The sequence below is a fragment of the Pseudomonas sp. CAN1 genome (assembly GCF_030462585.1).
In the GTDB taxonomy this organism is placed as follows: domain Bacteria; phylum Pseudomonadota; class Gammaproteobacteria; order Pseudomonadales; family Pseudomonadaceae; genus Pseudomonas.
In genome coordinates this window covers 16,702-29,855 of the sequence record NZ_JASMRU010000025.1, presented here as the reverse complement: position 1 = coordinate 29,855, position 13,154 = coordinate 16,702, and the positions used below count along the sequence as shown (strand labels likewise).

The following is a 13,154-nucleotide window of genomic DNA, read 5'->3' as shown; positions in this document are numbered from 1 at the left end:
GCCTGCTGGTCCTACCAGTTGTGGAGAGCCGTGATGACGACTTATGCACAGGGCAAGCAGCGCGTCGCCGACCAGGTGGCCGAGAAGATCGAGCGGCTGATCGTTGATGGCGTGCTCAAGGTCGGCCAGGCGCTGCCTTCAGAACGGCGGTTGGTGGAGAAACTCGGCTGCTCGCGCTCGGCGTTACGTGAAGGGCTGCGCGCACTGCGGGGGCGCGGCATCGTCGATACCGAGCAGGGGCGCGGTTCGTTCGTTGCCGACCTGACCGGTGCGGAGGACGTGTCGCCGTTGTTGCATCTTTTCCGCTCGCAGCCGCGCACGCTCTATGACCTGCTGGAAGTTCGCGCGCTGCTGGAAGGGGAGTCCGCGCGGCTGGCCGCGTTGCGCGCCACCGAGGCCGACCTGGTGCTGATCGGCCGGCGCTTCGAGGAGATGCACGCCGCCTACGACGAACCGCAGCCGCTGGACCCGCGCGAGCACGCGCGGCGCGACCATGCCTTCCACCAGGCGATCAGCGAGGCTTCTCACAACCCGGTGCTGGTGCACACGCTGCAGTCGCTCAACGAACTGATGCTCAGCACCGTGTTCGCCTCGGTGAACAATCTCTACAACCGCCCGCCGCAGAAGCGCCAGATCGACCGCCAGCATGCGCGGTTGCACCGCGCCATCAGCGAGCGCCAGCCGGAACAGGCCCAGCGCGCCGCCCGCGAACATATCCACAGCGTGCGCGACAACCTGCGGGAGATCGAGCAGGAAGAGCAGCGGTTGGTGCGGGCGACCTTGCGGTTGGAAGGGTGGAAATAACGCAGGGGAGGTTGGTGCAACCGTAGGGCGAATAACGCGCTAGCGTTATTCGCCATCCCGCGGGCTGGAGGCGGATAACCTGTTCCAGGTTATGCGCCCTACGATCCAGCCTTTCCTTCCGGAGCGGGAAAGGGGCAGGGCTTTACGTAGGAGCGGACTTTGTCCGCGATCGATTTCCGGCAGCTCCGAGCTTGGGCGTGGACATCGCGGACGGAGTCCGCTCCTACGCAGGTTGGGCTTGCCGGTGTAGGAGCGGGCTATGCCCGCAACCGGAGCGCGAAATCAGGATTCCGTCGGGACGGAGCGTTTGGCTGCAGTGGCGGACTTCGTCCGCCGCTCGCGGGCGTGGCTCGCTCCTGCAGGTTTGGCCTTGCGCTCGCGCATCTCCGCCAGCATGCGCTCGGCATTGGCCTGGCAGCCCATGCCTTCGGGCTTGTTCTCGATGCCATCTATCACCGCCAGCAGGCGCTCGCGGTTCTGCCGCAACTGCTGCTCCATCACCTCGATCTCCGCGACCTTGCGGCGCAGGCCGGCGACCAGTTCGCCGTGGCCATTCTCGATGGGGTTGGAATGCGGCAGCAGGCTGCGAATTTCTTCCAGGCTGAAACCGGTCTGCTGGGCGCTGCGGATGATCTCCAGAAGGTCGAGTGTTTCCGCCGGGTACGCGCGGTAGCCATTGGCCAGGCGGCGCGCCGGGGCGATCAGCCCGCTAGCTTCGTAGAAACGGATGCGCGAGGGGGCGAGGCCGCTGAGGCTGGCCAGTTCACCGATTTTCATGCTGGGCTCCGAAAGGGGCTTGACCTTGAAGTGAACTTTAAACTTAACCTCGCCGCAGCCACAACCACCCGAACAATCACGGAGCCCCGCCATGTCGCCTTTCCAGCCCCTGCGCCTGCCCAACGGCGGCGAAGTCCCCAACCGCATCGCCAAGGCCGCCATGGAAGAAAACATGGCCGACGCCGACCAGGCACCCTCGGCCGCGCTGCTGCGCCTTTACCAGGCCTGGGCAGACGGCGGCGTCGGCCTGATCCTCAGCGGCAACGTGATGATCGACGGCCGCGCCATGACCGGCCCCGGTGGCGTGGTGCTGGAGAACGACCGCCATCTGGATCGCTTCCGCGAATGGGCACGCATCGGCCGTTCCCGCGGCGCGCAGTTCTGGCTGCAGCTGAATCACCCAGGCCGCCAGGTGCAGACCAACCTCGGCCAGGGCGCCATCGCGCCGTCGGTGGTGCCGCTGGAGATGGGCAAGTTCTCCAAGCTGTTCGCCGTCGCCCGCGAGATGACCGAAGGCGATATCGCCGAAGTGATCCAGCGCTTCGTTCGCGCCGCCAGGCTCGCCGAACAGGCCGGCTTCACCGGCGTGCAGATCCACGCGGCGCATGGCTACTTGCTCAGTCAGTTCCTCTCGCCGCTGGCCAACAAGCGTCAGGACCGCTGGGGCGGCTCGCTGGAAAACCGTGCGCGGCTGTTGCTGGAAGTCGTCCGCGCGGTGCGCGCCGAGGTGTCGCCGGAGTTCTGCGTGGGAGTGAAGATCAACTCCGCCGACTTCCAGCGCGGCGGCTTCGACGCCAGCGACGCGCGGCAGGTGATCGAATGGCTGAATGACGAGCAGGTCGACCTGGTCGAACTCTCCGGCGGCAGCTACGAGGCGCCGGCTATGCAGGGCGATGCCCGCGACGGCCGGACCCTGGCGCGGGAGGCCTACTTCCTCGAATTCGCCCGTGAGATGCGCGAGGCGGCGCGCATGCCGCTGATGGTGACCGGTGGCATCCGTCGCCTGCCGGTGGCGGAACAGGTGCTGGACAGCGGGCTGGAGATGGTCGGCATCGGCACCGCCCTGGCGCTGGAGCCGCAGCTGGTGCTGCACTGGCAGCGCGGCAGCCAGACTCAGCCGGAGCTGCCGGCCATCCGCTGGCGCTCCAAGCCGCTGGCGGCGCTGGCCTACATGGCGCTGGTCAAGCTGCAGCTGCACCGCATTGGCGCCCACCGTGCGCCCAATCCCCAAGCTTCGCCGTGGCGCACACTGGTGATGGAGCAGTGGCGCACGCTGCGCCGGGCCAAGCAGTACCGCCGCTGGGCGGCGCGGCAGGCGGGCTGAGCCGCTTCAATGCTCTGCGTAGGATGGCGTGGAGCGAAGCGATACCCATCGATTCCTGTCGCATTAGCAGCATGGGTATCGCCTAGGCTCCACCCATCCTACGGTCCGGCGTAGGAGCGGACTCCGTCCGCGATGTCTGGTCGGCTGCTCCGATGATGATCCTTGCGATGGGATCAGCCGATCGCGGACAGAGTCCGCTCCTACGGGAAGCCTTCCCTTCAACAGGAAGGGCTGGCGTCGATCACGCCTGCTGCCGGGTCGCTGCCAGTACGATCTCGCGGATGCAGACGCCCTGCGGCTGGTCGTAGGCATAGCGAATCGCGTTGGCCACGTCCTCGGCGCTCAGCACCTTGCCGCCCATCTCGCGCTTCCAGTCCTGGTAGCCGCTCTTGATCGCCTCGTCGGTGGTGTGGCTGAGCAGTTCGGTTTCCACTGCACCGGGGGCGATGGTGACGACGCGGACGTTGTGCGCCGCGACTTCCTCGCGCAGGTTCTCGGAGATCGCGTGCACGGCGAACTTGGTGCCGACATAGGCCACGTGGTTGGGGAAGGTCTTGCGTCCGGCCACCGAGCTGACGTTGATCAGCGTGCCCTGGTTGCGCTCCACCATGCCCTTGAGCACGGCGTGCACGCCGTTGAGCAGGCCCTTCACGTTAACGTCGAGCATGCGCTCCCACTCGGCCGGGGCCTGCTCGACCATGTTGCCCAGCAGCATCACACCGGCGTTGTTCACCAGCGCATCGGCCGGCCCGAAGCGTTTCTCGGCTTCTGCCACTGCGGCCAGCAGTGCCTCGCGGTCGGTCACGTCCACTGCACGGCACAGTGCGTTGGGCAGTTGCAGCGCCTCCAGGCGCTCGATGCGGCGCGCGAGCAGCAGCAGCGGGTGGCCCTGCTGGGAGAAGAGGCGGGCGGTGGCTTCGCCGATACCGGAACTGGCGCCGGTGACGATGATCAGGGGCTTACTCATGGGGATTCTCCTGCTATCGGAAATCTGGATGACTGAACGATGCAGTGAAGTATATTGAGCGGTATTCCGCCTGAAAAATGGCTTATTCCTGTGCCTGGTATCGGGTTTGCCTATGGATATCCGACAGTTGGCCGCCTTCGTCGCGGTCTTCGAAGAACGCAACATCACCGCCGCCGCCCAGCGCCTGTTCGTCAGCCAGCCGACGCTGTCGGTGACCATTCGCCAACTTGAGGAGGCCCTGGGCGCCGAACTGTTCCAGCGCCAGGCGCGCGGGGTGGAAGTCAGCGAAGCGGCGCGTGCCTTGTATCCGCGTGCCCGCGCCCTGCTGGCCGAAGCTGACGGCCTGCGCAACATGTTCCGCCAGGCCTCGGCGCGCCAGCCGTTGCACCTGGGGGTAGAAGGCGACGTCAGCGCCGAACAGGTCGAAGGCTTCGTCAGCCTGGTGCAGCAGGCCGTGCCCAATCTGCTGCTGCATCTGGAGGAGGGCTGCGTGGGTGACGCGCGACTGGCGGTGGAGGAGTTCTGCTGCGAGGACGAACTCTTCGTGCCGGTCTGGGAAGATCCCTACGTGCTGGCCTTGCCGCCGGGCGTGGCGGATGCGCAGGGCTGCGGCTGGATTACCTGCCCGACGCACCCGTCTCATCAGCGGCTGATGACGGCCTATGGCAGCGCACCGGTAGTCGCGCAGGCCAGCACCCTGGACCTGGCGCTGCGGCTGGTCAGTGCAGGTGTCGGCGCGGCGATCCTGCCGACATCGCTGCTGGCCGGCGCGCCAACGGTGCGCAGCGGCACGCTGAACCTGCCGCTGCCGATCCGCCGCATCGGCCTCTGCCATTCCGCGCAGGCGCTGGAGCACCCGGCAGTGCGCGGGCTCTACGACTTTCTGCGAGCCCGCGAGGCGGCCTGACTCAGGCCTGGGCCTTCTGTGCGGCGGGCGCACGCAGGGACAGCAACAGAACCAGCGAGGCTGCGAGAATCTGCAGGCTGGCGTAGCCGTTGGTGGTGGCGATCAGGCCGTAGCGCTGGATCGCCAGCCCGGCGAGGATCGCCGGCACGCTGAAGGCCAGGTAGCTGAGCACGTAGAAGCTCGCCATCAGCGCCCCGCGCTCGTGGGCATGGGCCAGCGGCACCACCGAGCGCAACGCACCGAGGAAGGCGCCGCCGAAGCCGAGCCCGGCCACCGCGGTGCCGAGGAAGAACAGCCAGAGGTTGCCACTGTCCACGCCAAGCAGGGTGATCAGCAGGCCGATGACCAGTGCCAGGCCGCYCCGGCGCAGGATCACCGCCGCCGGCTGGTTGCGCAGGGCGAAGATCGCCAGCGCACCGCACAGGCACAGCAGCGACACCAGCCCGCCGCCGATCATCGGCACCTGCAGGCCGGTGACCTGGCGCACCAGCGTCGGCCCCAGCGACAGGTAGAAACCGCCCAGCGCCCAGAGGCTGGCATTCAGCGGCGCCACGCTCCAGAACGCGCGGCGCGCCTGCGGCGGAATGCGAATGCGCGGCTTCAGCGAGGCCAGCGCGCCGGGTTGCCGGCTGATGCTTTCCGGCAGCCAGCGCAGCAGCACGATGCCCAGGGCGAACACCGCCAGCAGCCAGACATACACCTCATGCAGCGGATCGGCGCCGAACTGCACCAGCGTGCTGCTGCCCAGCGCGCCCATGGCCATGCCGAGCATGGGCGCCACGCTGTTGATCAGCGGGCCGCGCTCGCGGTCGATATCCAGCATCGCCGCGCCCAGCACGCTGGTGGCGATGCCGGTGGCAAAGCCCTGCAGCAGTCGCGCGATGATCAGCAGCTCCACCGAGTTGGCGTAGAGGAACACCGCCATCGCCAGCAGTTCGAGGATCAGTGCCACGCGGATCACCGGGCGCCGGCCAAGGTGATCCGACAGCGAGCCGAACACCAGCAGCGCCAGCATCAGGCCGCCCGCGTAGATGCTGAACACCAGGGTCAGCAGGGCCGGGGAGAAGTGCCAGGACTCGCGGTACAGCGCATACAGCGGCGTGGGCGCGGCAGCGGCGGCGAGGAAGGCCATGAGGATGGCCGTCAGCAGCCAGGCGGAAACTCTGGGGGAGAAGCCGGACGCGCTTTTCGATTGGGTGTGTGCCATGATTCAGCTCGCAAAGGCTAAGATTTTGCTTTTGCGAGATGCTGGACCCGTCTTCGGATAAAAGCAAATTCTTTGCGTTAAGGTGCTTATGGCAATCAATCAGGGTGTTCGACCGGGCGGGCGCAGTGCGCGGGTGCAGGCTTCGGTGCACAAGGCCGTGGCAGAGCTGCTGGATGAGTGTGATCGCTCGGAACTGACGGTCCCGATGATCGCAGCGCGCTCTGGTGTCACCCCGTCGACCATCTATCGGCGCTGGGGCGACCTCAGCGAACTGCTCGGCGACGTCGCCCTGCAGCGCATCCGCCCGGACGCCGAGCCGGCGGACACCGGCAGCCTGCGCGGCGACCTGCTGGCCTGGGGCGAGCAGTACATGGAGGAAACCGCCTCGGTGCCGGGCCGCGCCGTGGTGCTCGACTTGCTGGCGGCCGGCGGTGGCTCCTCGGGGCGCTGCATGGCGATTGCCTGCGGCCAGTTCGACATCATCCTGCTGCGGGCCAGAGAGCGCGGTGAGAAGCTGCCGGAGCTGGACCGCATCGTCGACCGGCTGATGGCGCCGCTGGTGTACCGCATCCTGTTTTCCGGCGAGGAGCTGGAAGTGGCGTATGTCGAGCGGCTGGTCGATCTGACGCTGGAGGGGTTGTAACCCTCGGTTGGATTACCTGCAGGAGCGAGGGGGACGCCATCGTTATTGCTCGCGAACCGCCCAGCATTAGCGCTGTCGGCTGACTCGATTCGCGAGCAAGCTCGCTCCTACAGGCCTTGTTTTCCCTGAACCGCATCCGCCCAGGCCTGAAGCGCCTCGCAAGCCGCCAACGCAATCTCCTCATCGCTGCGCCCGGCAAACACCCGCTCCAATGCATCCGCCGCAATCAGCCCGGCAACCGTCGGCGTACCCACCGCATCGGTGAGATCCAGCCACTCGCCGAAGCTGGCCGGCGTGTCGTACCAGCGCAGGTAACCCGACGGCGACACCGGCCACCAGCGCTCGTCGAACTGCAGCACGACCTTTTCCAGCTGGCCCATGCCCAGGTGCGCCAGCGCGTCCTGCTGCGCTTCCGGCAGCGGCGGGGTGAAGCGGATATCGCGCAGCACGCCGATGGGCACGGTGCAGATGCAGAAGTCGGCGCTTTCGGCTCCCGCTCGCACCTGCTCGCCGGACCAGTCAATGGCCGTCACTGGCTGGTTCAGGCGGATATCCAGCCCGTCGGCAAGGTGCGTGGCCAGCTGTGAATAACCCTGCGGCAGGAAGCGGTCACCGGCGCCGACGCCTTCTTCGTCGAGCGCGTCGACCGACAGCAATTCCAGCGGCAGGCAGGCTTCCAGGATCAGGTTGGCGTCCAGGGCAAAGCGGGTGGCGCGGCGGGTTTGCTCATCGCGATCTTCGAGATAGCGCGCGACACCTTCGGCCAGCGGCAGGCTGCGGTCGATCTCCGCGCGCAGGGCTTCCCAGGCTGAGTCGATGTCCGGAACCGAGCCATCCGCCGCGGCGGCCAGGGGCTGCCCGAAATCGGTTTCCCGCAACGGCAGGCCGAGGTTCTGGGCGTGGGCGGCCAGGGGATTTTCGTCGAAGTGCTGCAGCCAGGCGGCGCCTTCGTCCACTCGTACCGGCCCGAGGGAAATGCTGTGGACGCGACCGCCGATACGGTCGCGGGCTTCCTGCACCACACAATCGATTCCGGCTTCGCGCAGACGGCGTGCGGCGGCGAGTCCGGCGAAGCCTGCGCCAATCACCAGCACCCGGCGGGCGCCATTTTCAATGGCGACTTCGGCGGCGCGCAGGCCATCGTTCCAGGCGCCGTGGGTCATGGCCGGTGCGTCGGGGTTGCAGGCCTCGCCAGCCAGCACCAGCTTGCCTCCCATTACCTCGCCCAGCCGGCGTCGATGTTCTGGCGTGGCAACGGGCAGCAGGGTGCTATAGGCGCCACGGCTGAACGGGTCGTCGCTCCAGTGGGTAACGTGGAAGGCGGTGGGGCGGTGGCGAAGGCTGTCCATGTCGTGCTCGCTCGGTGGAAGAGCGGTGACCTTAGAGGTGGATCGAGCTGCGATTCAAGAGGAGGCTTTTCTGTAGGAGCGAGCTTGCTCGCGAAAAGCTCAGCATCAGTGCTGCCGGTTAACTCCGTTCGCGAGCAAGCTCGCTCCTACAGGTTTCTGCTCGGCGTCAGGCGCGACTCAGGCGGATCACCGTCCGCGCGACGGAGACCCCGGTGAACAGCACCACGAACAGCCGCAGCGTCTGCATCGCCAGCACCAGGCCGACGTCGGAGTGGGTGTCCACCGCGATGATCGCCATGGCGTCGAGGCCACCGGGGCTGGTGGCGAGGTAGAGGGAGAGGAAGTCCATCCCGGTGATGGCCGCCAGCGCCCAGGCGAACAGCGCGCAGCTGGCGATCAGCGCCAATGCGCTGACCAGCATGGCCGGCAGGTGGCGGCCGACGTAAGCGAGGCTTTCGCGGTCGAAGCGCAGGCCGATATAGCAGCCGATCACGCCGTAGGCGCTGGCCAGCAACCAGTGCGGCAGGATGATGTGCAGTACGCCGGTGAGCTGCAGCACCGCACCGACCACCAGCGGCACCAGCAGCGGGCCGGCCGGCAGCTTGGCGCCGGCGGTGGTGCAGACGAAGATCAGCAGCAGGCAGTTGATCAGGTCGGGCAGGGTGGCGGTATCGACGATCGGCGTGCTGTGCGCCGCCGAGCCGCCACCTTCGATGCCCAGCAGGCGGCCGACCAGGGCGCCGGCCATGACCACGCAGACCACCCGCACGTACTGCATGGTGGCGACCACGCGCGGGTCGGCGCCGTTGGCTTCGGCCATCGACACCATGGCCGCCGCGCCGCCCGGTGCGGTGCCCCAGGCGGCGGTGCTGCCGGGGATGCCGCCGAAGCGCACCATGGCGTAGCTGACCACGGCCGAGAGCAACAGGGTGAGCAGGGTAGCGCTGAGCATCAGCGGCCAGGAAGCGACCATCGCCTGCAGCACCGACCAGCTCATGGCGTGGGCGACCAGTAGGCCGATGCAGCCCTGGCTCAGGCGGAAGGCCTGGCGCGGCAAGCGGATTTCCGCGCCGCTGACGCCGAAGGCGATGGCCACCAGCATGGGGCCGAGGAACAACGCGGCGGGGATGCCGAGCCAGGTCAGCAGTTGCCCGGCGCCGCCGGCTCCGAGCGCCAGGGCCAGCCATTGCAGGCTGACGGGAATACGGGCGACGGACAGGGCAGGGCGGCTGGACACGGACGGCTCCGGGCGGGGAAGACGCAGGAATTATCGGTAGCGGAATCGATCAAGTCTATTTTCTAATAGTCATGAATCCATTCCTGAAATTTATCGGTTGCTCGCCATGGACCTGCGTGATCTCGCCTACTTCGAAACCATCGCCGAACTTGGCCACCTGGGCCGCGCAGCCGAACGCCTGGGGCGCAGCCAGCCGGCGCTGACCAAGAGCATCCAGCGCCTGGAGGAATCCCTCGGCGCGCGGTTGTTCCAGCGCGATGGCCGCCGCATCCGCCTGACGCCGGCCGGCGAACTGATGCTGCAACGCGCCCGGCAATTGCGTCAGGACATCGAGGAAACCCGCCGTGAGGTACGCGATTTCGCCAGCGGCGTGGTGGGCAATATCCGCCTCGGCTGTGCCGCGACCATGGCCGAGTACCTGTTGCCGCGCCTGACCGAGGACCTGCTGGCGCGGGCGCCGGAAATCACCATGAGCCTGGTGCTGGGCCAGGACGACGTACTGCGTGAGGCGTTGCGCAGCGGGCGGCTGGACATGGCGATCTGCTCGCGGATCGTCGACGACCCGCAGCTGAGCAGCGAGCCGCTGTTGCAGGACCAGGTGGTGGTGGTTGCCAGCCGCGACCATCCGATCTTCGACGGCCCCGTCACCATGGCCGACCTGTGTCGGTATCGCTGGGTGCTGCCGGCCACCGGCGTGTCCTCGCGGCGCTGGATGGACTCCACCTTCCAGGCCCACCAGTTGCCGATGCCGCAGGTGCAGATCGAGACCAACGCGATCCCCATGCTTCCCAACCTGATTGCTCGTACTCGCCTGCTCAGCTTCATCGCCCGCGAAGCCCTGGCCGGCGGCCACGGCATGGACCAGCTGCGTGAGGTGGAGCTGGGTGAAACGACGTTGACGCGCACCATCGGCCTGGCGGTGCGCGAGGGCGCCTACCTGTCTCCCGCCGCACAATTGCTGCGGGGCATGCTGCGCGAGCACGCACAACGCTACGGCTCGGAGCTTTAGGTCTTTTGTAGGAGCGAGCTTGCTCGCGAACGGTGTTCCCGGCAGCTCCTGCGTTGGACGGTTCGCGAGCAAGCTCGCTCCTACGAAAAGCACTGGCGCCGACGGTAGGAGCGGACCTTGTCCGCGAAATCTTTCGCGGCGGACCCTGCAGTCACAGGGGGACTCCGTCGCACATCGCCTGCCGGCGATTCGCGGAGAAGCTCCGCTCCTACACGAGCGCCAAAAACCAGCGCACCGTATTTGGTTTGGTTTGGTTTGGTTTGGCTCTTGAAGACTTCCAGCGAAACATCCGCACGCGCCGAACGCCCCGTTCAGGAGGCCTCGTTGAATTGGAGTTTCAGGGGGTGAGCGACATGGATGTCGCGAGAGCGTCGATGGGGCAGGGACGGCCCTTCGACGCGTGCCCCTGAAACTGCGATTCAACGAGGGGATTTTTCGCCCCAAGCGAAAAACCGGATGTCCGGGGCAAGACCTTTGCCTTCTTTGGGTCGTTTGCCAAAGAAGGTCGCCCGAGGGGGCGAAACAAGGAGCCCGTGCGCACGCCGATGCGGCGCAGAAAACACCCAAGCCGAAGCATCTCCGTAGGGCGAATAACGCGCCAGCGTTATCCGCCGTGATGCAGCCGGCGGATAACCTGTTCCAGGTTATGCGCCCTACGATCACTCCGCCTGCTCAGCGGCTTGGGACTTCACCCACCACCGTCGTGCGATACATCTCCCGCCGCATCCCGTGGTAATCCGACACCGGATAATGCCAGGCACTGCGGTTATCCCAGATCGCCAGCGTGCCAGCGCTCCAGCGCATCCGGCAGGTGAACGCCGGCTGCGTGGCGATGCTGAACAGGTAGTCCAGCAGCGGCTGCGACTCCGCCGGGCGCATGCCCTTGATGCCGCTGGTGTAGGCCGGATTGATGTAGAGGATCTTCTTGCCGGTTTCCGGGTGCTTCGTCACCAGCGGATGCGAGCGCACCTCGCCCTCGTGGCTGCCATAGCGCACCGCCATGTTCTCCATCAGGTCGTTGTGCTTGGCCTCGGCGCCATAGGCGCGCTCGGGGCTGTGGATGGCGTCGAGGGTCTCCAGCTGCGCGCGCAGCTTCGGCGACAGCCATTCGTAGGCCAGCGCCAGGTTGGCGTAGAGGGTGTCGCCGCCGAATGGCGGAATGTCGTGGCCGTAGAGCAGGGTGAAGGCCGGCGGGCGCTCCTGGAAGGACCAGTCGCTGTGCCAGGCGCCGCCGAACACTACAGGAGTCTTCTCGTTGGCCTCCTTCACCACCCGCACCACGTGCGGGTGGTCGTCCATGCCGACCACATAGGGCTCGCGGCCGAATTCGCCGAAGCGCAGGGTCACGGCTTCGAGGTTTTCCACGCTGAGGTTCTGCCCGCGGATGAACAACACCTTGTGCGCCAGCAGCGCCTGGCGCAGCTCGGCGTAGCCTGCCTCGCCCAGGGTGGTGAGGTCGAGGTCGCTGACGTCCGCACCGATCGCGCCGGTGGCGGGGACGATGCGGAAGTGGCGGTAGTCGGCCGCACGGTTCTGGCTCGGCAGCGCGTAGAAGAACTCGAACATGGGGAAGCCTCTTGTGAGTGTTATTGGCACCTTCAGCATGGTCAGCGCGGGCGCTTTCTTCCATGATGAAGTCCGCCAAAAAATGACTTTTTCCGCCACGTTGTTCTTCCCGCCCGCAGGAGCCCGCGATGGACTGGCGCCAGACCCGCGAGATCACCGGAGTGCGTTATCTGCTCGACAGCGCCCGCGACGAGGGCCTGGGCGCGGACGATTGCCTGGTGGGCAGCGCCATCTCGCCGGCCGACCTGCACGCGCGTGCCGGGCGCATCCAGGCCTGGCAGGAGCTGGCGGTGATCCGCAACCTGCTGCAGCACGTCGAGCGGCCCGGCCTGGGGCTGGCGACGGGGCGGCGCTACCACCTCACCTCGCTGGGGCTGCTGGGTTTCACCATGCTTGCCAGCCGCACGCTGCAGGAGGCGTTCGAGACCTTCGGGCGTTTCCAGAGCCTGGCGCTGACCCTCTGCCCGGTGAGCAGCGAGGCGGAGGCGCGCGGGTTGTGGCTGGTGTTCGATGACCGCGTGCTGCCCGAGGATGCCCGCGCCTTTGTGGTGGAACGCGGTATCGCCGGTTGCTGGCAGCTTTCCGGCGAACTGTTGCAGCGCCCGCTGCAACCGCTGGCCATCGAACTGCGCTGCCCGGCCCCCGGGGATGCCAGCGCGTTCCGCGAGACCTTCGGCATCGAGCCGATATTCTCGGCGCCACGCAACGCCATGCTCTTCGCTTTGGAAGATTTGCAGGCGCCTTTGACTCAGGCACAGATCAGCGCCCGCGACAGCGGTGAGGAACTCTGCGAACGCCTCTGTGGCGAACTGGCGCTGACCCTGGCGACCACACCTACCGCGCGGCAGGTGCAGCAACTGCTGTTGCGCGACTCCGCCAGCCTGCTCGGCGCGACAGTGGTCGCCGAGCGGCTGGGCCTGACCGAGCGCACGCTGCAACGGCGTCTGGCGCAGGAAGGGCAGAGCCTCCAAGTGCTCAACGACGGCATCAAGCAGCGCCTCGCCGAACGCCTGCTGCGCGAATCGCGGATGGACCTGCACGGCATCGCCCAGTGCCTGGGCTATGCCGAAGCAGCAAGTTTCTCCCGCGCTTTCCAGCGCTGGACGGGGCAGTCGCCCGGACGTTGGAAGCGCCAGTCCGGAACCCTGCCGGCGCCCTGAAGTCGAACCGCCCGCGACGCCTCTGGGACGGACGAAAGCCGCGAGATAGAGCCTTCTGGTGTGGCCGATTGCCATCGGTCGCGGGCTAATTTCGCGCGCCTCCCATCCGTTGCCCTGAAGAGGCGCCGCGCAATTTTTCGTGAGGCGTCCAACAAGAAAAGGAGAATCCATGTCCTCAGCAACCTGCCTGCGTGCGTGCCTCGG

At 67.0% G+C, this 13,154-nt stretch carries 12 protein-coding genes; 6 read left to right on the top strand and 6 right to left on the bottom strand.

Features of this window, described 5'->3' with window-relative positions; genetic code table 11:
* The first annotated feature begins 33 nt into the window (after positions 1 to 33).
* Positions 34 to 804 carry a transcriptional regulator GlcC gene (gene glcC / locus QO207_RS24420; RefSeq protein ID WP_192209730.1) on the top strand — a complete coding sequence of 257 codons (771 nt, stop codon included), beginning with the start codon at positions 34 to 36 and terminating at the stop codon, positions 802 to 804.
* A 282-nt stretch (positions 805 to 1,086) separates the two neighbouring features.
* Here the strand turns inward: glcC and QO207_RS24415 are convergent, their stop codons facing one another.
* Positions 1,087 to 1,581 (bottom strand): MerR family transcriptional regulator, encoded by a 495-nt coding sequence (locus QO207_RS24415; RefSeq protein WP_301534850.1) that lies wholly within the window; start codon positions 1,579 to 1,581, stop codon positions 1,087 to 1,089.
* Positions 1,582 to 1,672: 91 nt separating this feature from the next.
* On the opposite strand from QO207_RS24415, the gene QO207_RS24410 reads away from it, so the two are divergent.
* Positions 1,673 to 2,905 (top strand): NADH:flavin oxidoreductase/NADH oxidase family protein, encoded by a 1,233-nt coding sequence (locus QO207_RS24410; protein WP_301534849.1) that lies wholly within the window; start codon positions 1,673 to 1,675, stop codon positions 2,903 to 2,905.
* A 241-nt stretch (positions 2,906 to 3,146) separates the two neighbouring features.
* Here the strand turns inward: QO207_RS24410 and QO207_RS24405 are convergent, their stop codons facing one another.
* The gene (locus QO207_RS24405; protein ID WP_301534848.1) at positions 3,147 to 3,872 is read right to left on the bottom strand and encodes an SDR family oxidoreductase; all 726 of its coding nucleotides are present in this window, start codon (positions 3,870 to 3,872) and stop codon (positions 3,147 to 3,149) included.
* Between the two features lie 112 nt (positions 3,873 to 3,984).
* Between QO207_RS24405 and QO207_RS24400 the strand changes: the two genes are divergently transcribed.
* The gene (locus QO207_RS24400; protein ID WP_301534847.1) at positions 3,985 to 4,779 is read left to right on the top strand and encodes a LysR family transcriptional regulator; all 795 of its coding nucleotides are present in this window, start codon (positions 3,985 to 3,987) and stop codon (positions 4,777 to 4,779) included.
* Position 4,780: 1 nt separating this feature from the next.
* Here the strand turns inward: QO207_RS24400 and QO207_RS24395 are convergent, their stop codons facing one another.
* Entirely contained in the window at positions 4,781 to 5,986 is a 1,206-nt protein-coding gene (locus QO207_RS24395; protein ID WP_301534846.1) for an MFS transporter, read from the bottom strand.
* Between the two features lie 88 nt (positions 5,987 to 6,074).
* Between QO207_RS24395 and QO207_RS24390 the strand changes: the two genes are divergently transcribed.
* On the top strand, positions 6,075 to 6,629 hold the full coding sequence (locus QO207_RS24390) for a TetR/AcrR family transcriptional regulator (RefSeq protein ID WP_301534845.1): 555 nt from the start codon (positions 6,075 to 6,077) through the stop codon (positions 6,627 to 6,629).
* A gap of 107 nt (positions 6,630 to 6,736) precedes the next feature.
* On the opposite strand, the gene QO207_RS24385 is transcribed toward QO207_RS24390, so the two are convergent.
* Together QO207_RS24385 and QO207_RS24380 are read right to left on the bottom strand one after the other, a co-directional pair.
* Positions 6,737 to 7,978 (bottom strand): flavin monoamine oxidase family protein, encoded by a 1,242-nt coding sequence (locus tag QO207_RS24385; protein WP_301534844.1) that lies wholly within the window; start codon positions 7,976 to 7,978, stop codon positions 6,737 to 6,739.
* 166 nt (positions 7,979 to 8,144) lie between these two features.
* The gene (locus tag QO207_RS24380) at positions 8,145 to 9,215 is read right to left on the bottom strand and encodes an AbrB family transcriptional regulator (protein WP_301534843.1); all 1,071 of its coding nucleotides are present in this window, start codon (positions 9,213 to 9,215) and stop codon (positions 8,145 to 8,147) included.
* A 106-nt stretch (positions 9,216 to 9,321) separates the two neighbouring features.
* Here QO207_RS24380 and QO207_RS24375 point away from each other — a divergent pair, with 106 nt between their 5' ends.
* A complete protein-coding gene (locus QO207_RS24375; RefSeq protein ID WP_301534842.1) occupies positions 9,322 to 10,224 on the top strand; it encodes a LysR family transcriptional regulator in 903 nt (300 codons plus the stop codon).
* A 672-nt stretch (positions 10,225 to 10,896) separates the two neighbouring features.
* Here QO207_RS24375 and QO207_RS24370 read toward each other — a convergent pair.
* A complete protein-coding gene (locus QO207_RS24370; protein ID WP_301534841.1) occupies positions 10,897 to 11,790 on the bottom strand; it encodes a TauD/TfdA family dioxygenase in 894 nt (297 codons plus the stop codon).
* Positions 11,791 to 11,918: 128 nt separating this feature from the next.
* Between QO207_RS24370 and QO207_RS24365 the strand changes: the two genes are divergently transcribed.
* Positions 11,919 to 12,950: an AraC family transcriptional regulator gene (locus QO207_RS24365; RefSeq protein ID WP_301534840.1), complete on the top strand. Its 1,032-nt coding sequence runs from the start codon at positions 11,919 to 11,921 to the stop codon at positions 12,948 to 12,950.
* Positions 12,951 to 13,154: the final 204 nt, after the last annotated feature.